Origin of the sequence: Pseudomonas sp. GW531-T4 (genome assembly GCF_017349615.1) — a bacterium.
Classification (GTDB): Bacteria; Pseudomonadota; Gammaproteobacteria; order Pseudomonadales; family Pseudomonadaceae; genus Aquipseudomonas; species Aquipseudomonas chlororaphis_I.
Map to the genome: position 1 here is coordinate 105,676 of NZ_JACMZT010000005.1, position 22,293 is coordinate 127,968.

20 protein-coding genes and 4 tRNA genes are annotated in these 22,293 nt (G+C 60.2%); 2 read left to right on the forward strand and 22 right to left on the reverse strand.

Annotated features, from left to right (window positions below):
- Window positions 1-32: 32 nt before the first annotated feature.
- The 5 genes from J4D28_RS05755 to J4D28_RS05775 form a co-directional block, all read right to left on the reverse strand.
- Window positions 33-662 carry a lytic polysaccharide monooxygenase auxiliary activity family 9 protein gene (locus tag J4D28_RS05755; RefSeq protein WP_009048114.1) on the reverse strand — a complete coding sequence of 210 codons (630 nt, stop codon included), beginning with the start codon at window positions 660-662 and terminating at the stop codon, window positions 33-35.
- A gap of 319 nt (window positions 663-981) precedes the next feature.
- Entirely contained in the window at window positions 982-1,332 is a 351-nt protein-coding gene (locus J4D28_RS05760; RefSeq protein WP_009048113.1) for a hypothetical protein, read from the reverse strand.
- Window positions 1,333-1,488: 156 nt separating this feature from the next.
- On the reverse strand, window positions 1,489-1,851 hold the full coding sequence (locus tag J4D28_RS05765) for an NUDIX hydrolase (RefSeq protein WP_009048112.1): 363 nt from the start codon (window positions 1,849-1,851) through the stop codon (window positions 1,489-1,491).
- A 201-nt stretch (window positions 1,852-2,052) separates the two neighbouring features.
- A complete protein-coding gene (locus tag J4D28_RS05770; protein ID WP_169751701.1) occupies window positions 2,053-2,529 on the reverse strand; it encodes a DUF3757 domain-containing protein in 477 nt (158 codons plus the stop codon).
- A gap of 468 nt (window positions 2,530-2,997) precedes the next feature.
- Window positions 2,998-3,074 (reverse strand) — tRNA-Val (locus J4D28_RS05775).
- A gap of 183 nt (window positions 3,075-3,257) precedes the next feature.
- On the opposite strand from J4D28_RS05775, the gene J4D28_RS05780 reads away from it, so the two are divergent.
- Window positions 3,258-4,541, forward strand: coding sequence for an FAD-binding oxidoreductase (locus J4D28_RS05780; RefSeq protein ID WP_009048110.1), 1,284 nt, complete (start codon window positions 3,258-3,260; stop codon window positions 4,539-4,541).
- Between the two features lie 211 nt (window positions 4,542-4,752).
- On the opposite strand, the gene J4D28_RS05785 is transcribed toward J4D28_RS05780, so the two are convergent.
- From J4D28_RS05785 to truA, 12 genes are all read right to left on the reverse strand, one after another.
- Window positions 4,753-4,829 (reverse strand) — tRNA-Asp (locus J4D28_RS05785).
- A 101-nt stretch (window positions 4,830-4,930) separates the two neighbouring features.
- Window positions 4,931-5,007: transfer RNA gene (locus J4D28_RS05790), tRNA-Asp, on the reverse strand.
- 59 nt (window positions 5,008-5,066) lie between these two features.
- Window positions 5,067-5,142, reverse strand: a tRNA-Val gene (locus J4D28_RS05795).
- Window positions 5,143-5,301: 159 nt separating this feature from the next.
- The gene (locus tag J4D28_RS05800; RefSeq protein WP_219733791.1) at window positions 5,302-6,069 is read right to left on the reverse strand and encodes an SDR family oxidoreductase; all 768 of its coding nucleotides are present in this window, start codon (window positions 6,067-6,069) and stop codon (window positions 5,302-5,304) included.
- Window positions 6,070-6,074: 5 nt separating this feature from the next.
- Window positions 6,075-7,286, reverse strand: coding sequence for an O-succinylhomoserine sulfhydrylase (locus J4D28_RS05805; RefSeq protein ID WP_009048109.1), 1,212 nt, complete (start codon window positions 7,284-7,286; stop codon window positions 6,075-6,077).
- A gap of 33 nt (window positions 7,287-7,319) precedes the next feature.
- Window positions 7,320-8,825, reverse strand: a complete 1,506-nt coding sequence (gene purF, locus J4D28_RS05810) for an amidophosphoribosyltransferase (protein WP_009048108.1) — start codon at window positions 8,823-8,825, stop codon at window positions 7,320-7,322.
- Window positions 8,826-8,866: 41 nt separating this feature from the next.
- A complete protein-coding gene (locus tag J4D28_RS05815) occupies window positions 8,867-9,424 on the reverse strand; it encodes a CvpA family protein (protein WP_009048107.1) in 558 nt (185 codons plus the stop codon).
- Window positions 9,425-9,522: 98 nt separating this feature from the next.
- Window positions 9,523-10,203: an SPOR domain-containing protein gene (locus J4D28_RS05820; protein WP_009048106.1), complete on the reverse strand. Its 681-nt coding sequence runs from the start codon at window positions 10,201-10,203 to the stop codon at window positions 9,523-9,525.
- Window positions 10,187-11,494, reverse strand: a complete 1,308-nt coding sequence (folC, locus tag J4D28_RS05825; protein WP_009048105.1) for a bifunctional tetrahydrofolate synthase/dihydrofolate synthase — start codon at window positions 11,492-11,494, stop codon at window positions 10,187-10,189. The genes J4D28_RS05820 and folC overlap by 17 nt, the downstream gene beginning before the upstream one ends.
- Window positions 11,491-12,411 (reverse strand): acetyl-CoA carboxylase, carboxyltransferase subunit beta, encoded by a 921-nt coding sequence (gene accD, locus J4D28_RS05830; protein ID WP_007921980.1) that lies wholly within the window; start codon window positions 12,409-12,411, stop codon window positions 11,491-11,493. The genes folC and accD overlap by 4 nt, the downstream gene beginning before the upstream one ends.
- A gap of 268 nt (window positions 12,412-12,679) precedes the next feature.
- A complete protein-coding gene (locus tag J4D28_RS05835; protein WP_009048104.1) occupies window positions 12,680-13,303 on the reverse strand; it encodes a phosphoribosylanthranilate isomerase in 624 nt (207 codons plus the stop codon).
- 64 nt (window positions 13,304-13,367) lie between these two features.
- Entirely contained in the window at window positions 13,368-14,192 is an 825-nt protein-coding gene (gene truA, locus J4D28_RS05840; RefSeq protein ID WP_009048103.1) for a tRNA pseudouridine(38-40) synthase TruA, read from the reverse strand.
- 230 nt (window positions 14,193-14,422) lie between these two features.
- Between truA and J4D28_RS05845 the strand changes: the two genes are divergently transcribed.
- Window positions 14,423-15,082, forward strand: coding sequence for a M24 family metallopeptidase (locus J4D28_RS05845; protein ID WP_009048102.1), 660 nt, complete (start codon window positions 14,423-14,425; stop codon window positions 15,080-15,082).
- 78 nt (window positions 15,083-15,160) lie between these two features.
- Here J4D28_RS05845 and J4D28_RS05850 read toward each other — a convergent pair whose 3' ends face one another.
- From J4D28_RS05850 to leuD, 5 genes are all read right to left on the reverse strand, one after another.
- Window positions 15,161-17,764: a FimV/HubP family polar landmark protein gene (locus J4D28_RS05850; protein WP_103330840.1), complete on the reverse strand. Its 2,604-nt coding sequence runs from the start codon at window positions 17,762-17,764 to the stop codon at window positions 15,161-15,163.
- A gap of 202 nt (window positions 17,765-17,966) precedes the next feature.
- The gene (locus J4D28_RS05855) at window positions 17,967-18,977 is read right to left on the reverse strand and encodes an aspartate-semialdehyde dehydrogenase (protein WP_016704913.1); all 1,011 of its coding nucleotides are present in this window, start codon (window positions 18,975-18,977) and stop codon (window positions 17,967-17,969) included.
- Window positions 18,978-19,161: 184 nt separating this feature from the next.
- Entirely contained in the window at window positions 19,162-20,274 is a 1,113-nt protein-coding gene (gene asd, locus J4D28_RS05860; protein ID WP_041988497.1) for an aspartate-semialdehyde dehydrogenase, read from the reverse strand.
- 54 nt (window positions 20,275-20,328) lie between these two features.
- Complete coding sequence (leuB, locus tag J4D28_RS05865; RefSeq protein WP_009048099.1) at window positions 20,329-21,411, reverse strand: 3-isopropylmalate dehydrogenase; 1,083 nt, start codon at window positions 21,409-21,411, stop codon at window positions 20,329-20,331.
- A gap of 229 nt (window positions 21,412-21,640) precedes the next feature.
- Window positions 21,641-22,285: a 3-isopropylmalate dehydratase small subunit gene (gene leuD / locus J4D28_RS05870; protein ID WP_016704914.1), complete on the reverse strand. Its 645-nt coding sequence runs from the start codon at window positions 22,283-22,285 to the stop codon at window positions 21,641-21,643.
- Window positions 22,286-22,293: the final 8 nt, after the last annotated feature.

The following is a 22,293-nucleotide window of genomic DNA, read 5'->3' on the forward strand; positions in this document are numbered from 1 at the left end:
GAACCATTTAAAGAGAGTGACAACTTCTGCTGTTATTTGAAGTCGACGTCGAATGCCTGATAGAACGCATTGCCGGTGTTGGCGACAATCCACGCCAGCACAATCACGTGATGGCCTCTCTTGCTCCTGGGCAGGGTCACTTGATGTTCGACCTTGGCTTTCATTTCATCGCCATGCTGGTCATACGGAACTTGTGTGTAGAAGTCCTTGAAGAAAGCCTGCGGCTCCAGTTGTGCACGGCTGATACGCTGTTTCGGATCCCAGCCATCCTTGGTGATGAACCAGCTGTAACCGCGGGTCACATGAGGGGCGGTGTACTCCCACTTGACCTGGAACACCTGCCCCGGGTCGACGTTGAGCAACGGCCAGGAGAACGCACGGCCAAGCTTCTTCGACATTTCTTCATTGGTGAAGTTGAGGCAGTCACGCTCGTCGGTCTTGCCGCCGCTGAGGATATGCCCATCAGCCGGCGGCACAACGCTGGCGACATCGCTCTCGTATGGTTTCTGGAAAGGTCCACCCACCAGGTCCGGGAAGTTTTTGCCACCTTCCATCTCGTTGACCTGCCAGGTGCCAAGCAGCCCCAGCTCGACGGCGACAGCGCCACGACTGGAGGGGGACACGACACGCCCGTGTTTCAGTTGAACTAATGGTTTATTCATGATGCTTCACTCCATTGATCAAATAAAACTCCTTCTTGAGGAGAACTTTTAAGCTAGTCCAAATCAGTGTTTTGTCTACTGACTCCCACACACAGAGCTCCGAGCCAATTGTCGCACCTCAATAAAGGCGGGACATCAGAAAATAATTACAGCGCAAACCTACAGAGAGAAAGGCAAATAACTTACACAATTAAATAAGAGAACAACTAGCTTTGTGTTAACTAACCGTTCAGGACAAGCAATGAATATCCCCAAGAAAGCATAAACCCGACAAAAGCCGGGTTCATGATCTGCTTACTGGATAATGCTCAGAAAGGAATTACAGGCAGGTCGCCAATGCTGCCAGTCTACGCTTGGCAACCCAATTGTCCTGGGTCGCGTAATAACTGACAGTGGTACCCGAAGCCTGCCCCCGAATATCGGCAAAGGACTCCGCCGAACGGGTATAGACCGTGTATCCACCCACCTTGGCAGACTCCAGATAGGCCGACGCATCCACACCGAACACAGCTTCGTCCTGCCAGGCAAACTGCACACACTGCGCCACGACCTGCTCCGCCTTGGCCGACGAGAGCACCTTGTAGGGGCTCTTCGAACGCGCCTCATTCATCACCGAGCCGGCACACCCCGCCAGCAACGCCGCGATCATTACCGCCATCAACACCCGCATCATGCTACCTCGCCGTGAAAACGCGACTGTACCACTCACATGGCAAGCGATTGGCACTCGGCCGCGAGAAAACTGTTCGCCAATCATTTCGCCCACTGGCTGCAAAAGCAAAAGCCCGCACAAGGCGGGCTTCTTCATGAATCGATAACACCTCGGTTAAAGGCGGCGTAAAAACGAACTCACAATACTTTTGGTGGCGGCCGTTGCATCCAGCTCGCTGGCAGCCCCATAGGCATGCCAGGCGACGGCCGCAATTTCATTCAAGGGACGGGCATCCCCGGCATTGGTCACGGCCACCTCGAACACGTGATGCCGCACATTGCCGGCTTCGAACTCCAGGATGTAAAGAGGCTCACTGGCATCCAACCCTGTCTCTTCCCGCAACTCACGTAGCGCGGCAGCGGCGAGAGACTCCCCAGGCTCGACCTTGCCACCCGGTAAAGACCATTTGGAGCGATCCTTGCGAACAAAAAGAATGTGCCCTCCGTGTGCACAAATAACCGTCGCTCTGCTCTTCATACCTGCACCCTACCCGACCACGCCCTGCCCGCATTGCACAGGGAACGTACATACAGACCGCAATCGACTTAAAAGTGTCACAAAAATGTCATTAAATACGTAAGCATTAAGGATGCCAAGAAGACAACGGCATTGCCTGGAGGGAGCAAGCATGTCGGCGACTCGAAGAACGGCAAAGCCTACCCATACAAACAGAGACATTTACCTCAAGTAAAAACTGCATGCATCTCTATAGGTATCAGTGCATTCCAGGATCGTGGATGAGGAGAAGTCTCGGGACTCTTTCCATGACAACGAGTTCCCAATCCACATGACCTGCTTGTAATTGCTGCCGAGATCAAGATGCATATTCAAATATCTACCCCCGGAGGTCACGTAGATACAGTTATTTATAAAGCCAACTTTATCGACACCTTGGTGAGTCAGTACAAAATAGCTTTTCTCGAAGTTGGTAACGGCTTCCATGACACCATCAACCAACACACCTACCCATTCAGCACCCTCACTCTTGGCTGGCGCGCTAAAAACCCCCATCTCGCCCTTGATATCTCGTGGTGAAGGGCATGACTCCTGGTCACCCGACCAGTCAGGGATATTGAAGTAATTGCTACCGGGCGCGGCATGCACGAATGTAAACAGCTGTGAACACAGCAACATCCAACCCAACAATCTCAACACGTTCCATTCCCTCATAAATATCAGAGGGAAAGTTCTATCAGCTAGGACGATTTTAGAATGTAGGACGATTCCTAAAGTATTAGATTCTTCTCTTAAGACCAGCGGTCTCCACGCCGACGCACTTGACCGTGGTGGTCAGCAGAACAGGGATGCCGCACATACGTATGACCACATTCCAGCCGGTGAGCACCCTGCTCTTCATGAGATTCATGCCTGAGGAGCATTGCTGTACGAACAGCAAAAATTCCCACAGGAATATATCCAGCCCCTGATGGCCATGCCGACGAGAAGATGACAGGACACTATCAGGAGAGGCGCACCAAAAAAGAGATCGCGTACCTGGAGACGGGTGCCGATTTGGCCTTTTGAGTGGGAGGGTTTTGCAAAGGCTTTGAAAACCGCAGGCAACAAAAAAGGGCCCACCTTTCGGTGAGCCCTTTCAGACCGCCCAGCAGAGCGGATTTTGTTTGGTAGGCGCGATTGGACTCGAACCAACGACCCCCACCATGTCAAGGTGGTGCTCTAACCAACTGAGCTACGTGCCTGCTGTGAGGCGGCATTCTACGGAATTCCGGAGGGGTGTCAACACCTTTTTTGCAGCTAACCCTCTGAATATGCAAATTTTTATTTTTTGAGTCTGCCAAGAAGATTTTTCGATGGCTGGTAGGCGTTTTTCAACTCAGGTAGGATCCACGCAATCGTCAAGAATATTAAACAGAGGTTGCAGGATGGCGAACACTCCTTACCCACAGTCGTATTACGCGGCGTCAGCCAACGCTGCTCCAGCCCGCCCGCTGCTGCAAGATGACGTGGATACCGATGTCTGCGTGATCGGTGCCGGCTACACCGGCCTCTCCAGCGCCCTGTTCCTGCTTGAGAACGGTTTTAAAGTCACCGTCCTGGAAACGGCCAGGGTTGGCTTCGGCGCTTCCGGGCGTAACGGTGGGCAGATCGTCAACAGCTATAGCCGCGACATTGATGTGATTGAACGCAGTGTCGGCCCCAAGCAGGCTCAATTGCTTGGCCAGATGGCCTTCGAAGGCGGCAGGATCATTCGTGAGCGGGTCGCCAAGTATCAAATCCAGTGCGACTTGAAGGATGGCGGAGTGTTCGCCGCCATCACCAGCAAGCAGATGGGCCACCTGGAGTCGCAAAAGCGCCTGTGGGAGCGCTACGGCCACACCCAGTTGGAATTGCTGGATCAGCGTCGCATTCGCGAAGTCGTCGCCTGTGACCTGTATCAGGGCGGCATGCTCGACATGAGCGGCGGGCATATCCATCCACTCAATCTTGCACTGGGTGAAGCGGCGGCCGTGGAGTCCCTGGGCGGTGTTATCTACGAGCAATCCCCTGCAGTGCGCATCGAACGCGGCGCCAATCCGGTGATACATACCCCACAAGGCAAAGTCAGGGCCAAGTTCGTCATAGTCGCGGGCAACGCCTACCTGGGCAACCTGGTGCCGGAACTGGCCGCCAAATCGATGCCATGCGGCACCCAGGTCATCACCACCGAACCATTGGGCGATGAGCTGGCAAAAAGTCTTCTCCCCCAGGACTACTGTGTCGAGGACTGCAACTATCTGCTGGATTACTACCGCCTTTCTGCCGACAAGCGCCTTATCTTTGGCGGCGGCGTGGTGTACGGCGCTCGCGACCCGGCAAATATCGAAGCCATCATCCGACCGAAGATGCTCAAGGCCTTCCCGCAACTCAAGGATGTGAAGATCGACTACGCCTGGACCGGCAACTTCCTGCTGACCCTGTCGCGCCTGCCGCAAGTCGGACGCCTGGGCGACAACATCTACTACTCCCAGGGCTGCAGCGGCCATGGCGTCACCTACACCCACTTGGCGGGCAAGGTACTGGCAGAGGCCCTGCGCGGCCAGGCAGAGCGTTTTGACGCCTTTGCCGAGCTGCCGCACTACCCCTTCCCTGGCGGCCAGCTGTTGCGCACTCCATTCACTGCAATGGGCGCCTGGTATTACAGCCTGCGGGACAAGCTGGGATTCTGATAACCCTGCCCCTCTCCAGATAAAAAACCGCCCATAAGGCGGTTTTTTTTGAGCTTTGCAGAGAGGGAATATCGACTGCCTGAACGGCACAGAAAAAGCGGATTCCGAAAACAAAAAACCCCGGTCTTTCGACCAGGGTCTTTGCTATCGATCCGAAGAGCCTGTGGCTTCTTCGTCACCTGAGGGCGTTCAGTGTTCCCTCAAGTAGATATGGCGCAGCGGACGGGACTCGAACCCGCGACCCCCGGCGTGACAGGCCGGTATTCTAACCGACTGAACTACCGCTGCGTATCGCTTGGACTTGCGTCCATGTGAACCGTTTAAATCGTCTGGCTGGAAAGCTTCGAGGCTTTTCAATCTCAGAGCAGGAATCCCTGATCTGGAAAATATGGCGCAGCGGACGGGACTCGAACCCGCGACCCCCGGCGTGACAGGCCGGTATTCTAACCGACTGAACTACCGCTGCGCGTCGGTTGGACGCTTCCGTGGAAGCCTCCGCCTTTCTTTCGAAAGACACTCAAGAAGTGGTGGGTGATGACGGGATCGAACCGCCGACCCTCTGCTTGTAAGGCAGATGCTCTCCCGGCTGAGCTAATCACCCTTTGCTTCGTTGAGGCCGCGAAATTTACGCAGATACCGATGCTAAGTCAATACCCTGCTTGAAGTTTTTCTGAAAAAGACAAAATCACGACAATGCCTGCAAAAGGGATCAACAACGCCGGCGACCTCAAGCCGCGCTCGCTGCGCCCTTCACATGCCATCAATCGCGATAAATCATTTTCTTGCTCATGCCGCCGTCGACCACGAACTCCTGGCCAGTGACAAAACCGGAGTTCTTCGACAACAGCCACGCCACCATCGCCGCCACATCTTCGACCGTCCCTACCCTGCCTGCCGGATGCTGGGCATGATCGGCATCGCTCAAAGGTTCGGCCCGACGCGCCGCCGGATCCCGCGCATCGATCCAGCCAGGACTGACCGCATTGACCCGAATCTCCGGCCCCAGACTCATGGCTAATGCATGGGTCAAGGCCAGCAGGCCGCCCTTGCTCGCTGCATAGGCCTCAGTGTCGGGCTCCGATTGCCGGGCACGGGTAGATGCCAGGTTGACGATGGCTCCACCATGAGCGCGCAAATACGGCGCACAATGCTTGGCCAGGAGCATCGGACCGCTGAGGTTCACCGCCAGCACCCGATTCCAGTAAGCCAGGTCGAGGCTTTCCAGGGTGATGTTGCGTGGATCGGCGACCGCCGCATTGCACACCAGCGCATCGAGGCGCCCGAACTGCCCCAGCACTTCGGCGACCCCCAGGGCGACCTGCGCTTCATCCGCCACATCCATGCCGATGAACCAGGCGCTGTCACCCAGGACCTTGGCCACCTGGGAGCCGCGCACGCGGTCCAGATCGGTCAACACCACCTGCCAGCCTTCGCTGATCAGCCAGGCAGCGATGCCCAGGCCAATACCGCGCGCCGCGCCAGTCACCAGCGCGACGCGGCCGTTGGCAATGCTCTGCTGTTCGGACAACTCGATCACAAGGCTGCCAAGCCGCGCGCCAGATCGGCTTGCAGGTCCACCACATCCTCAAGGCCGACAGCGATACGAATCAGGCTGTCACGAATGCCCGCCGCTTCACGCTCTTGCGGCGCCAGACGACCGTGAGAGGTGGTGCTCGGGTGAGTGATGGTAGTCTTGCTATCGCCCAGGTTGGCGGTAATGGAGATCAGGCGAGTGGCGTCGATAAAACGCCAGGCCCCTTCCTTGCCACCCTTGACCTCGAAGCTCACCACCGCACCGAAACCACGCTGCTGACGCTTGGCCAGCTCGTATTGCGGATGGCTTGGCAGACCGGCGTAGTGCACCTTCTCGATGCCGTCCTGCTGCTCCAGCCATTCGGCCAGGGCCTGGGCGTTGGCACAATGGGCGCGCATACGCAGGTTGAGGGTTTCGAGACCCTTGAGGAAGATCCAGGCGTTGAACGGACTCAGGGTCGGCCCCGCGGTACGCAGGAAACCCACCACTTCTTTCATTTGTTCGCTGCGGCCAGCCACCACACCGCCCATGCAACGACCCTGGCCGTCGATGAACTTGGTTGCCGAGTGCACTACCACGTCCGCACCCAGCTTCAGCGGCTGCTGCAGCGCCGGGGTGCAGAAACAGTTGTCGACCACCAGCATCGCGCCCTTGGCGTGAGCCACTTCGGACAGCGCAGCGATATCCACCAGCTCGGCGAGCGGGTTGGACGGCGACTCAACGAACAGCAACTTGGTATTGGCCTTGATTGCCGCATCCCAGCCGGACAAGTCCGCCAGGGGCACGTAATCGACCTCGATACCGAAGCGTTTGAAATACTTTTCGAACAGGCTGATGGTCGAACCAAACACACTGCGCGAAACCAATACATGATCGCCCGCGCTGCACAAACTCATGACCACCGAGAGAATGGCCGCCATGCCGGTGGCCGTGGCCACGGCCTGCTCGGCGCCCTCCAGGGCGGCGATGCGCTCTTCGAACGCTCGCACGGTCGGGTTGGTGTAGCGGGAATAGACATTGCCCGGCACCTCGCCGGCAAACCGCGCGGCCGCATCGGCGGCCGTACGGAACACGTAGCTGGAGGTGAAGAACATCGGATCACCGTGCTCCCCTTCCGGGGTACGGTGTTGGCCGGCGCGCACGGCCAGGGTATCGAAAGCTACGCCATCAAGGTCGCTGTCCAGCCGACCGGCATCCCAATCCTGACTCATGCCGCCTACTCCTTATGTCTTTAGTGCTCTAAATCAGTTGTTGTACAGATCGATGATCGCACTGACCGCCTGGGTCTTGGCCTTGGAGGCATCGTTACGTGCGTTTTCGATCTTGTTCAGGTAGGCCTCGTCGACGTCGCCGGTGACATACTTGCCATCGAACACCGCGCAGTCGAAGCTCTCGATCTTGATCTTGCCGCCACCGACCGCTTCGATCAGGTCAGGCAGATCCTGATAGATCAGCCAGTCGGCGCCGATCAGATCGGCCACATCCTGAGTCGAACGATTGTGTGCGATCAGCTCGTGAGCACTCGGCATGTCGATGCCGTATACGTTCGGGAAACGCACGGCAGGCGCCGCGGAGCAGAAGTAGACGTTCTTCGCACCGGCTTCACGGGCCATCTGGATGATCTGCTTGCAGGTGGTGCCGCGCACGATCGAGTCATCCACCAGCATCACGTTCTTGCCACGGAATTCCAGCTCGATGGCATTGAGTTTCTGGCGCACGGATTTTTTCCGCGCGGCCTGGCCCGGCATGATGAAGGTCCGGCCGATGTAGCGGTTCTTCACGAAGCCTTCGCGAAACTTGACGCCCAGGTGGTTCGCCAGCTCCAGCGCTGCGGTGCGGCTGGTATCCGGAATCGGGATGACCACGTCGATATCGTGATCCGGACGCTCGCGCAGGATCTTCTCGGCCAGCTTCTCACCCATGCGCAGGCGTGCCTTGTACACCGACACACCGTCGATGATCGAGTCCGGACGCGCCAGGTAGACGTGCTCGAAGATGCATGGAGTCAGTTTCGGATTGGTCGCGCACTGGCGGGTGTGCAGCTTGCCGTCTTCAGTGATGTAGACCGCTTCGCCCGGCGCCAGGTCGCGGATCAGGGTGAAACCCAGCACATCCAGGGACACGCTTTCGGAGGCGATCATGTACTCGACGCCTTCGTCGGTGTGACGCTGACCGAAAACGATCGGGCGAATACCGTGAGGGTCGCGGAAACCGACGATGCCATAACCGGTGACCATAGCCACTACCGCATAACCGCCAACACAACGGTTGTGCACGTCGGTCACGGCGGCGAACACGTCTTCTTCGGTCGGTTGCAGCTTGCCGCGCTGGGCCAGCTCGTGAGCGAAGACGTTGAGCAGGACTTCCGAATCGGAATTGGTGTTGACGTGGCGCAAGTCAGATTCGTAGATCTCCTTGGCCAGCTGTTCAACATTGGTCAGGTTACCGTTATGCGCCAAAGTAATGCCGTAAGGCGAGTTGACGTAAAACGGTTGAGCTTCGGCCGAAGTCGAGCTGCCAGCGGTCGGATAACGCACATGGCCAATACCCATGTGACCGACCAGGCGCTGCATGTGCCGTTGATGGAAAACGTCACGGACCAGGCCGTTGTCCTTGCGCAGGAATAACCGGCCATCATGGCTGGTCACGATACCGGCAGCGTCCTGGCCGCGGTGCTGGAGGACGGTTAGCGCGTCATACAGCGCCTGATTGACGTTCGACTTACCGACGATACCGACGATGCCACACATGCGACGCAACCCCTACTTAATGAAACTGAACTGAACACATCTTACTGAGGCGTTTTGGCCGGTAAGAGTTGTTCCTTGAACGGTATTTCAGCGGGTACGCTGATACCGCTGGCCAGCCACTGACTGCTCCACCCCAATATGAGGTTTTTTGACCAGTCTGCAACCAATAGAAATTGTGGCACCAGTCGCGACTGCTGCCACCAGGAATCCTGTTGTACCGGCCCCAGGCTCAATAGCCCGACTGCCACGACCACCAGCAACGCGCCACGCGCCGCGCCGAAGGCCATGCCCAGGAATCGATCGGTCCCGGATAGCCCGGTGACGCGAACCAATTCGCCGATAAGATAATTGATCATTGCGCCCACGATTAAAGTGGCGACAAACATGATGGCACAGCCCGCGATCACGCGAGCAGAGGGAGTCTCGATGTATCCGCCGAGGTATTCGGACAGAGAGCCACCAAACATCCAGGCAACGACTCCTGCGACGATCCAGGTAAGCAGCGACAGCGCTTCTTTGACGAAGCCGCGGCTCAAACTGATCAAAGCGGAGATGGCGATGATTGCAACGATCGCCCAGTCAACCCAGGTAAATGGCACAGTGCAGCCTACAGACGGATAAGGCGGCGCATTTTAACAGAGCGCATGGCCGTCGGTAAGCTGCGATTCACTGTGCTTTGCAAATCAAGGCGATAGCCTTAACCGCGTTCAGGCTGGAAGCGCACGACAAAACCCTTGAGGTTCTGCTGACGGCTCAGCAAATCGCGCAGGCGGTCTGCCTCGGCCCGCTCGATCAACGGACCAACGAATACCCGGTTCTTGCCATCGGCGGAACGGATATAGGCGTTGTAACCCTGGCTGCGCAAGGTTTTCTGGAGGTTTTCAGCACTTTCCCGACTGGACAGGCTGGCCAGTTGCACCGACCAACTGACCGACAGGCCATTCGCATCGACACGGCTTGGGGTCGCATCGGGCTTGGCTGGCGCCGCGGCAATCGGCTGGGCCGGAGCCGGCTTGGGCGCGGGTGCAGGCGGTGGAGCCACTGGCTTGCTCGCAGCGACTGGCGGCGGCGCCGGAGTCGGGGCTGGAGCTGAAACAGGGGCACTTGGAGCAATCGGCATCGAAGGCGCGGCCTGCTGGGCCACCTCTTCATCGGTGGGTACCGGCTCTTGTGGCAACGCCTGTGGCTCGGGCACCGCCACAGGCTCGACCTGGATCTGGGTTACCGCGGGGGCCTGAGGTGCTGCCGGCGCCTCGACATTGACATGCCGCTGCTCATCTTCGCGGGAAAACAGCATCGGCAGGAAAATCACCGCCAACGCCACCAGAACCAGGGCCCCAACCATTCGCTGCTTGTAGACGTTATCCAGCATAGCCATGTGCAGCTTCCTCCGTGGAGCGCCGAGCGAGCCACTCGAGCGCCTCGGCAACACAATAAAAAGATCCGAACAGCAGAATCTCGTCTTCGGCCGTAGCCTGCGCACACTGCCCTTCCAAAGCAGCGGCGACACTCTCGTAAGACGTTACCGAAGCCCCAAGGTTCTCCAGTGCCGCCTGCAAGTCCGCAACGGGACGCGCGCGGGCAGAATCCAGCGGCGCCACCGCCCAATGCTCGACACAGGCATCCAGACGGGCAACCACGCCTTCCAGATCCTTGTCCGCCAACAGGCCGAATACCGCCAGGCGCTTGCCCGCCACGGGGCGGCGCATCAGGCGTTCAGCCAGATATTCCGCGGCATGGGGGTTGTGCCCGACATCCAGCAACAGGTTCAGGCGCTTGCCCTGCCATTCGAGCTGACGGCGATCCAGGCGCCCGACCACTCGCGCCTGCCGCAAGGCTTCGGCGATGCGCCCGGCCTGCCAAGGCAGCCCCAGCAGCAAATAGGCCTGCAAGGCCAGCGCAGCGTTCTCCATGGGCAGATCGAGCAGCGGCAGATCCCGCAATTCGACGGCATTGCCCTGCGCATCGAGACCACGCCACTGCCAGTTCGCCTCGGTAATCCCCAGGTCGAAATCACGACCGCGCAGGAAGAACGGGCAGCTCAGCTCACGCGCCTTATCCAGCAGGGGTTGAGGGGGATTCAGGTCACCACAGAGCGCAGGCGCGCCCTGGCGGAAAATGCCGGCCTTCTCGAAGGCCACGGATTCACGGGTGTCGCCCAGGTAATCGGAATGGTCGACGCCGATACTGGTGACCAGCGCCAGATCGGCATCCACCAGGTTGACCGCATCCAGGCGCCCGCCCAGGCCGACTTCCAGCACCACCGCATCGAGACCGGCGCGCTGGAACAGCCAGAAGGCCGCCAAAGTGCCCATCTCGAAATAGGTCAGGGAAATTTCACCGCGCCCGGCCTCGACCGCGACAAAGGCCTCGCACAGCGAGGCATCGCTGGCTTCGACGCCATCGATCTGCACGCGCTCGTTGTAGCGCAACAGATGGGGAGAATTGTAGACACCGACCTTCAGCCCCTGGGCTCGCAGCAAGGACGCCACGAACGCACAGGTAGAACCCTTGCCGTTGGTACCGGTCACCGTGATGACCCGAGGCGCCAGCCTGCCCAATCCCATGCGGGACGCTACTTCTTGCGAGCGCTCCAGCCCCATATCGATGGCTGACGGATGCAACTGCTCAAGGTAGGCAAGCCAGTCGCCAAGGGTACGTTCGGTCATATGTTTGCAGGCACCGGTGGCACCACGATCGCTTCGACGGGCGCAGCCACGAACTCAGGCGTCGGCAAGCCCATCAGCTGAGCCAGCAGGTTGCCCAGGCGCGGACGCAGTTCCTGGCGCGGGATGATCATGTCGATGGCGCCATGCTCCAACAGGAACTCGCTGCGCTGGAAACCTTCCGGCAGTTTTTCCCGCACGGTCTGCTCGATCACGCGTGGACCGGCGAAACCGACCAGGGCCTTGGGCTCGGCGACAATCACGTCGCCCAGCATCGCCAGACTGGCGGAAACGCCACCGTAGACCGGGTCGGTCAGCACGGAAATGAATGGCAACCCTTCTTCACGCAGACGCGCCAGCACCGCGGAGGTCTTGGCCATTTGCATCAGGGAGATCAGCGCTTCCTGCATCCGAGCACCGCCGGAAGCGGAGAAGCAGACCATCGGGCAACGCTTTTCCAGCGCGTAGTTGGCAGCACGCACAAAACGCTCGCCGACGATGGCGCCCATGGAACCGCCCATGAAGGAGAATTCGAACGCCGATACCACCACCGGCATCCCCAGCAGGGTACCGCTCATGGAAATCAGCGCGTCCTTTTCACCGGTCTGCTTCTGGGCCGCGGTCAGGCGATCCTTGTACTTCTTGCCGTCGCGGAATTTCAGACGGTCTACCGGCTCCAGGTCGGCACCCAGTTCGGCACGGCCTTCAGCGTCGAGGAAAATGTCGATGCGGGCGCGAGCGCCGATGCGCATGTGATGGTTGCACTTGGGGCAAACGTCCAGGGTCTTTTCCAGCTCCGGACGATACAGCACCGCCTCGCAGGATGGGCACTTGTGCCACAGACCTTCAGGCACCGAGCTTTTCTTCACCTCGGAACGCATGATCGAAGGGATCAGTTTGTCTACTAACCAGTTGCTCATGCTTTCTTTCTCCAGTACCGGCGACCCGAACGCTCTGGTTCGCGGCCCCGCGTATGCCCTTGAGCTAAATTCATGTGTGCGGCGATGATCTGTTCGCTACCGCGGTCAGCGCGAGCTTGACCTGCCTGTACCGAACGGCTCCTCAGCCATCCCGGCAACCCCCGGATAGAGCGGTTGCCACTTCGATTTCGGCCCGCCCAGCGATGGTGCCGGCCTGTTTTGTACAGTGGTGTTATGGACGGCGGCAGACTGCCAGCCGTCACATCGACTAACAGCTGCCGCGAACGGCCTGCATAAATGCGCGAATCTTTGCGTGATCCTTGATGCCCTTGCTCTGCTCCACCCCACCGCTGACATCCACCGCGTAGGGGCGAACCTGTGCTATCGCCTGGCCGACATTCTCGGCAGTCAAGCCACCGGCCAGGATGATCGGCTTGCTCAAGCCTTGCGGTACCAGTGACCAGTCGAAGGCTTCGCCGGTTCCACCGGGCACGCCCTCGACATAGGTATCGAGCAGAATGCCGCTGGCCCGCGCATATGCTGCGCAACTGCCGGCAATATCGTCGCCGGCCTTGACTCGCAGCGCCTTGATGTAGGGCCGGTGATAGCCCTCGCAGTCCGCCGGCGTTTCATCGCCATGAAACTGCAACAGGTCCAGCGGTACTGCATCGAGGATCTCGCCCAGCTCGCAGCGGCTGGCATTGACGAACAGGCCCACGGTGGTCACGAACGGCGGCAGCGCGGCAATGATTGCCCGCGCCTGTTGGACGTTCACCGCCCGCGGGCTCTTGGCGTAGAACACCAGCCCGATGGCATCGGCCCCGGCCTCGACCGCCGCCAGCGCATCCTCAATGCGGGTAATCCCACAAATTTTGCTGCGAACGGCTGACATGTCGTTTAAACCTCAGGTCAAATCCGGGGAAAGTCCCGGATGGTAGCAAATGCTTTTCCGGGCGTCAGCCGTCAAGTTCCGAGAAGCCGGTGAGGAAATGTGGCCCGATGTATCGCTCGGGCAACTCGAACTCATCGTGGTACTCGACCTGCACCAGATACAGTCCGAAAGGATGCGCCGTCACCCCGCCCGTGCGGCGAATCCGGCTCTCCAGCACTTCCCTGGCCCACTCGACCGGACGCTCGCCCGCGCCGATGGTCATCAGCACCCCGGTGATATTGCGCACCATGTGATGCAGGAACGCGCTGGCGCGGATATCCAGGACAATCATCTTGCCGTGGCGGGTGACCCGCAGATGGTGGATTTCCTTGATCGGCGACTTGGCCTGGCATTGCCCGGCGCGGAACGCACTGAAATCGTGGGTGCCCACCAGATGCTGGGCGGCTTCGGCCATCCGCTCGACATCCAGCGGGCGGTGGTTCCAGGTGATCTCCTCGTTCAGGTGCGCCGGACGGATCTGGTCGTTGTAGATCACGTAGCGATAGCGGCGGGCAATTGCCTTGAACCGCGCATGAAAATGCGCCGGCATGACCTTGGCCCAGCTCACACTGATGTCGTGGGGCAGGTTGATATTGGCCCCCATCACCCACGCCTTCATCGAACGCTCGGCCTGGGTATCGAAGTGCACCACTTGCCCGCAGGCGTGCACGCCGGCGTCGGTACGCCCGGCGCAAGACAGCAGCACCGGCGAATCCGCCACCCGGGACAGCGCCTTTTCGAGGGTTTCCTGGACACTCGGGACACCGGAAGCCTGACGCTGCCAGCCGCGATAACGCGAGCCCTTGTATTCGACACCCAACGCGATTCTGAAAAAGCCTGCGGCCGCCATTTCGGCGGCCGCGTTATCTATATTTGCCAAGAACTTACAGCCTGCTGATATGCGCAAAGGCGGCCATTATAAGGCGCGCGCAGACAGACGCCATGCGCGGCCCGCTTTTAGTTGAGGTTTGCCGATTATGCGCCGGCGGGCATAAACAGGATTGCGTGAAAACCGGGACCAACGCTATATAGACAAATATATAGCGATAAGCATAAATCCACTCGACCGGGACCTGACCAATGACCGCCATCAACAAGGAGGCCGTGGGCCTCGCCTATACCCTGCAAGGCATGCTTCACGCCAAGCACAAGACCTGGGAAGCCATCACCCAGATAGCCGCACGCATCCAGCCAGGCATGCTCGAGTCCCAGGCTCGCGCGCTGGGGCTGGAGGTGCTTGCAGAGCTGGGCATGGACAGGATCTGGCACCCGGCGCTGGTGCGTTTTGGCGCAAACACCCTGAAGACCTTCAAGCAACGCTCCGAAGGCGATCCGGCACTGGGTGACAATGACATCTTCTTTATCGACCTGGGGGTGGTCTGGGACCGCCACGAAGGCGATTGCGGCGCGACCTTCGTCACCGGCAACGATCCCGAGATGCAAGCCTGCGCCGCGGCAGCCCAAACCCTGTTCGAACGGGTCCGCGATCACTGGAGCGAGCACAAGGTGGCCGGCCCCGCCCTGTATCGCTATGCCGAAGAACAGGCGAGCGCCATGGGCTGGGTGCTGAATCTGGAGATCAAGGGCCACCGGGTCAGCGACTTCCCCCATGCCATTTATCGAGCGGGCGACCTGGGCAACTTCGAGGCATGCCCCAATGTCGGCCTGTGGATTCTGGAAATCCAGATCGCCCACCCTGCCCGGCCGTTCGGCGCCTTCTACGAAGACCTGTTGGCCTGACAGCACAAGCACTGTCATTGACCCGGAAACAAAAACGGCAGCCTCGATGGCTGCCGTTTTTTTGCTGCTACCGCTGACTCAGACCAGACGCGCGAGCATTTCCTTGGCTTCGCTTTTCTGACCGTCGTTACCTTCGCTGATGACTTCGCCGAGAATGTCCCGCGCGCCATCGTTATCGCCCATGTCGATGTAGGCCTGGGCCAGATCGAGCTTGGTCGCCACTTCGTCGGCGCCGGAAAGGAAATCGAAATCCCCTTCGTCAGCACTGCCCGCGGCGTCTTCCGCGGTAAAGGTCGGCTCGGCCAATTCCGGCTGCTCAAGGCTTTGCGACAAGCGATCCAGCTCGGCGTTGACATCGTCCAGCTCGGACGCGAAAGCATCCTTGGCAGCGGGCTGGGCATCCATCTCGTCCGCCAGGGACAAGTCGAAGTCCGCAGGCAGTTCAAGATCGTCGAGCGCAGCTTCAGTCACCGTCGGCACTTCGGCAGCCGGCAGATCCTTCAGGTCGTCATCCAGGCTGAGAAGGAAATCCTCATCGGCTTGCGCCGCAGCAGGCAGGTCCTCACCCAGATCCAGGTCGAAATCCGACAGGTCGTCCAGGCTTTCCTTGGCTTCGGTTTGCTGCTGCAGCACCGACTCGAAACTCAGGTCGTCATCCAGCGGGAAGTCGTCCAGCTCGGGCTCAGCTTGAGTCGAAGCAGCAGGAGCAGCCGGTGCCGCTGGAGAGGCCGCCTCCAGATCGTCCAGGCTCAGATCGAAATCGGTATCCAGGTCATCGACAGCCGCTGCCGACGCAGGCTCCTGTGGCTCGTCGAGCAACAGCTCCTTGACGTATTGAGCATCCAGCGCCGCCGCTGCAGCAGCCGCGCCGAGACCTGCAGCCGCCACCGCAGCCATTGCCGGGAAACGGCTTTTCAGTTGCTCGACTTCAGCGTGGTTCTTGCCATTGGCCACCAACTGACGTTCCTGGGCCACAAAAGCGCTGCGATCGCCCTGATGGCCATAGACTTCCATCAGCTTCAAACGCAACTCGCTACGCTGTGGCTCCAGCTTGACGGCCTCCTCCAGGATCGCCGCCGCCTGGTTCAGGCGACCGCCATCGATATGGGACTGGGCCTGATCCAGCACATCGACCGGATGCTCGACCGCAGCAGCCACCGGCGCCGCGGTCACCATAGGCGCCACGGCTGGAGCTGGAGCTGGAGCTGGAGCTGGAGCTGGAGCTGGAGCCAGCTTGACGCTCGGCGGTGGAACTTCAAGGCCTTCGAAGCTGCTTTCCGGCAGATCCAGGTCCTTGGACAGCTCAGCCTCTTCGGACAGGGCACGCGCCATGCGCAGGTGTTTTTCTGCTTCCAGTTGAGCCTTGCGGCGACGAGCCAGCAACAGCAGCAACAACAGCACCAAGATTGCCCCGCCACCCGCCAGCCCCAAGAGGATCGGGTTGGTCAGCAAGTCATTGAATTTGCCTTCATCGGACGCCGGCGCTTGCGCCTGGGCCGCTTCAGCCGGGGCCTCGCCCGCAGCTGCCGCAGGATCGGTCACTGGCGCTGCCGGGGTCGCCGGCTGCTCGGCCAGTTGCGCCGGCATGGCCGCGGTCGGTTGTGCTGGCGCCACGGCACCCGCCCCTTCCGCCTGCAATTTGGCCAACTGGTCGTTCTTCAATTCGATCAGGCGTTGCAGCTTGTCCAGCTGGCTCTGCAGATCCGTCATGCGGCTTTTCAGCTCGGCATTATCGCGACGGGCCGCATCGAGGCTTTCCTGAGTCACTGCCAGCTTGTTGCTCAGCGCCTGGCTATCGCCAGCCGCACCCTTGCCCCGCGCCTTGCCCGATTCGGCAGACACCAGGCTCAGATTATCCTTGACCGCGCCTTGTGCAGGCGCCTTGTCCGCACCAGCGCGCCGAGTGCCGTCCAGTTGCTGCTGAGCGCCGCGTGGTGCCAGGCGACGCCCCTGACGCCACGCCGTATTCTGCGCGGCGACCTCGGCGATCGCTTGTGGCTGCGGCAGGCTGGTGCTCTGCACGGCATCGGGCAGGCGCAATACCTGCCCGGTTTTCAGCCGGTTGATGTTGCCGTCGATAAAGGCATCCGGATTCAGCGCCTGGATGGCCAGCATGGTTTGCTGGACCGAACCGCCATTACGGGCCTTGGCTGCGATTTCCCAGAGGGTGTCGCGGGCCGAGGTGGTGTATTGGGCAGGTTTGTTGGCACCGGTGACCGGCGCGGCAACCGCTGGAGCCTGCGCCGCGGATTGCGCGGCCGCCTCAGCGGTTTGCGGGGAAAACTTGGACGGATCGAGCAGGACGCTGTAGTCGCGCAGCAGACGGCCATTGGGCCACATCACCTGCACCAGGAACTTGACCATCGGCTCGGAGAGCGGCTGGCTCGAAGTAACCCGCAGCACGCTCTTGCCGTTGGCATTGAGCACCGGGGTAAAGCTCAGGTCATTGAGAAAGGCCTGGCGATCGACGCCCGCCTTGGCAAAATCTTCAGGCGAGGCCAGGCTCGGCACCACCTCGGCGGCGGTGAGATCCTTGACGTCCAGCAACTCGATTTCTGCGACCAGTGGCTGGTTCAGAGTCGACTTCAGGGTCAGCTCCCCGAGCCCAAGCGCCTGCGCCATACCGGAGGACAGCGCCGACGCGGCCGCTATTGCTAACACCAGTTTGCGAACTTGAACCATAGCCTCATCCTTTGTTTGAACATTCCTCGGCCAGCGAGAAGGTGTTGTAGCGCTGCCGTAAGGCATTGCGTGCGGCCTGAAGGGCCGCTTCGCGCGATTATGTCTGCATGCCTTGGAAGAGCGCGACGACAGCTCACCTCCAGCAACCAGCCAAGCATAGCGCCCAGCTAGAATCATTCTGCAAATTGTTGCCAAGTATCTTTTACAGAAGGTCTTTTATCAACAACTCAGCCAGCTGCACCGCGTTGAGCGCAGCCCCTTTGCGTACGTTATCTGACGTCAGCCAGAGATTAAGTTCCGCCGGGTCGTCGATCCCCCCGCGCATCCGACCAACGTAGACCACATCCTGCCCGACCGCATCGCCCACCGCGGTCGGGTAGTCGCCCGCCTCGACCAGCTCGATGCCGGGCGCCGCTTCAAGCGCGGCATTGACCGCGTCCAGGTCGATCGCCGTGGCTGACTGCAGAGTCACGCTATAGCTATCGCCAAAAAACACCGGGGCTTGAACACAAGTGACAGAAATCTTTAATAAAGGCTGCGCCAGCACCTCGCGCAACTCCCGGACCAGGCGTTTTTCCAACAGGGTGTGACCGTGCTCGTCGGGCGTGCCGACCTGCGCCAACAGGTTGAAGGCCATCTGCCGGTCGAAGAAGCGTGGCTCCAATGGGCGCGCATTGAGCAGTTCGGCGGTCTGCCGTGCCAGTTCGGTTACCGCTTCGCGGCCCTGGGTGGACACCGCCAGGCTGGCGGTCAGGTTGACCCGCTGTATCTCGAACAATGCCTGCAAGGGCGCCAGGACTACCGCCAGCGACGTGGCCGCGGCGCTGGGGCTGCTCAGTTGAACGGGCTTCTTCAGGCCAGCCAGCACGCGCTCGTTGGCTTCCGGCACCAGATTCGGCGCCTGGGCCGAAGGCAATGCGCCCGACAGGTCGATCACCGCGCAATTGGCCGCCGTGGCCCGCGGGGCGAAGCTCAGGGTCACCGCCGGGCCGGCAGCGAAAAACGCCAGCTGTACCTTGCTGAAATCGAACTCGTCGACCTCGCGCACCCGCACATTTTTTCCACGAAACGGCACCGAATGCCCCGCCGACTCACTGCTGGCCAGCAGGTGCAGGTTGGCGATCGGAAAATCGCGCTCTTCGAGAATCTGGACGAGGGTTTCGCCGACAGTACCGGTGGCACCGATCACGGCGATATCGAAGGACTGGTTCATGGTGCTACCTCTGGCGAAACGGGGGGAGCGGCACTTTACCCGGCGCTTGGGGGCGAGGCAATTTATCAGACCTGACACATCAGACTTTTCGCAAACATGCTCATAGCCAGTAATCAGCAGCGGCTCCGACATAAAAAAGCCCGCGCCTCTTGCAAGGAGCGGGCTCTTTCAACGCATCAGAGGATCAACGCTCGAGCAGGATCCGCAGCATGCGGCGCAGCGGTTCGGCGGCGCCCCACAGCAGCTGGTCGCCGACGGTGAACGCACCGAGGAACTGCGAGCCCATGTTCAGCTTGCGCAGACGGCCCACCGGGATGTTCAGGGTGCCGGTAACCTTGGTCGGGCTCAGCTCCTGCATGCTGATATCGCGCTGGTTCGGTACCAGCTTGACCCAAGGGTTGTGCTGGCTGATCAACCCTTCGATATCGGCGATCGGCACGTCCTTGTTCAGCTTGATGGTCAGCGCCTGGCTGTGGCAGCGCATGGCGCCGATGCGCACGCAGATGCCGTCGACCGGGATCGGGCTCTTGAAGCGACCGAGGATCTTGTTGGTCTCGGCCTGGGCCTTCCACTCTTCGCGGCTCTGGCCGTTCGGCAGTTCCTTGTCGATCCACGGGATCAGGCTGCCGGCCAGCGGTACGCCGAAGTTCTCGGTCGGGTAGGCATCGCTGCGCATGGCTTCGGCGACCTTGCGGTCGATGTCAAGGATGGCGCTGGCCGGGCTGGCCAGGTCATCCGCCACGGCGGCGTGGGTCGCGCCCATCTGCTTGATCAGTTCACGCATGTTCTGCGCGCCGGCACCGGACGCCGCCTGGTAGGTCATGGCGCTCATCCATTCCACCAGACCGGCTTCGAACAGGCCGCCCAGGCCCATCAGCATCAGGCTGACGGTGCAGTTGCCGCCGATGTAGTTCTTGGTGCCGGAATCCAGCTGCTGGTCGATGACCTTGCGGTTCACCGGGTCGAGGATGATCACCGCGTCATCCTGCATGCGCAGGCTGGAAGCGGCATCGATCCAGTAGCCCTGCCAGCCGGCTTCGCGCAGCTTGGGGAAGACTTCGCTGGTGTAGTCGCCGCCCTGGCAGGTCAGAATCACGTCGAGGGTCTTCAGCTCTTCAATGCTGTAAGCGTCCTTGAGCGGAGCAATGTCCTTGCCCACGGACGGGCCTTGGCCACCGACATTGGAAGTGGTGAAAAACACCGGCTCGATAAGATCGAAGTCTTGCTCTTCCAGCATCCGCTGCATGAGCACGGAACCGACCATACCGCGCCAACCGATCAGACCTACACGTTTCATCGCAACTACACCTATACAAAAGTGGGCCACCGTCTGAGCGGTGGGCCCGAAAGATTACAGATTCCGCAGCGCGGCGACTACTGCATCGCCCATTTCCTGCGTACCTACCTTGGTGCAACCGGCCGACCAGATGTCGCCAGTGCGCAATCCCTGGTCCAGTACCAGGCTCACGGCCTGCTCGATGGCATCCGCCGCGTCGTTCAGGTTGAAGCTGTAACGCAGCATCATCGACACCGACAGAATGGTCGCCAGCGGGTTGGCGATGCCCTGCCCGGCGATGTCCGGCGCCGAACCGTGGCATGGCTCGTACATGCCCTTGTTGTTGGCATCCAGCGACGCCGACGGCAGCATGCCGATGGAACCGGTGAGCATCGACGCTTCGTCGGAAAGAATGTCGCCGAACATGTTGTCGGTGACGATCACGTCGAACTGCTTCGGCGCACGCACCAGTTGCATGGCGGCGTTGTCGACGTACATGTGGCTCAGCTCGACATCCGGGTAATCCTTGGCCACCTGCTCGACCACTTCGCGCCACAGCTGGCTGGACGCCAGGACGTTGGCCTTGTCCACCGAGCAGAGCTTCTTGCCGCGTACACGGGCCATGTCGAAGCCGACACGGGCGATGCGGCGGATTTCACTCTCGCTGTACGGCAGGGTGTCGTAGGACTGACGCTCGCCGTTGTCCAGTTCGCGGGTGCCGCGTGGCGCGCCGAAGTAGATACCGCCGGTCAGCTCGCGGACGATAAGGATGTCCAGGCCGGAGACGATTTCCGGCTTGAGGCTGGAAGCATCGGCCAGTTGCGGATAAAGGATTGCCGGACGCAGGTTGCCGAACAGGCCCAACTGTGCGCGGATCTTCAGCAGACCACGCTCAGGGCGGATATCACGCTCGATCTTGTCCCATTTCGGACCGCCCACGGCGCCCAGCAGGACCGCATCGGCTGCCCGCGCACGATCCAGGGTCTCGTCGGCCAGCGGCACGCCGTGCTTGTCGATGGCCGCGCCACCGATCACGTCGTGGCTCAGCTCGAAGCCCAGGCTGTACTTGGCGTTGGCCAGCTCCAGCACCTTGACCGCCTCGGCCATGATTTCCGGGCCGATACCGTCACCTGGGAGAATCAGAATCTGCTTGCTCATGCTTTCCTCATTTGCTCTGTCGGTGTGCTGGTCGGCACGCCCGGAAAAATACTGTTGCCTGGCCCGCGGCATCCGCTCACTCGTAGAGAACGAAGCGCTGGCCCGAATATCAAACCCGTCATGGCTTTTTTTGGCGGTTCCGGCGAGCAAAAAGCTCGCTCCTACAGGCTGTGTGTCCTTTCCTGCCGGAGCGAGCTTGCTCGCGATCACTGCGTCACTTTAACGCCGATCAGGCGTCGCGAAACAACCACGGCTGGCTGGCCCGATGCTTGGCCTCGAAAGCGGCAATCGCGTCGCCATCCTGCAAGGTCAGGCCGATATCGTCCAGGCCGTTGAGCAGGCAATGCTTGCGGAACGCATCGATCTCGAATTTCAACACCTTGCCATCGGGACGGGTCACGGTCTGGGCCTGCAGATCGATCTGCAGCTGGTAGCCCGGCTCGGCCTCGACCTGCTGGAACAGTTCATCGACTTCAGCCTCGCTGAGGATGATCGGCAGCAAGCCGTTCTTGAAGCTGTTGTTGAAGAAGATGTCGGCGTAGCTCGGCGCGATGATGCTGCGAAAACCATATTCTTCCAACGCCCAAGGGGCGTGCTCACGGCTGGAGCCGCAACCGAAGTTTTCCCGGGCCAGCAACACGCTGGCGCCCTGGTAACGCTCGGCGTTGAGCACGAAGTCCTTGTTCAGCGGACGCTTGGAGTTGTCCTGGTACGGCTGGCCGACATCCAGGTAACGCCACTCGTCGAACAGGTTCGGGCCGAAGCCGGTGCGCTTGATCGACTTGAGGAACTGCTTGGGAATGATCTGATCGGTGTCGACGTTGGCACGATCCAAAGGCGCGACAAGACCGGTGTGCTGGGTGAAAGCTTTCATGCTGCGCT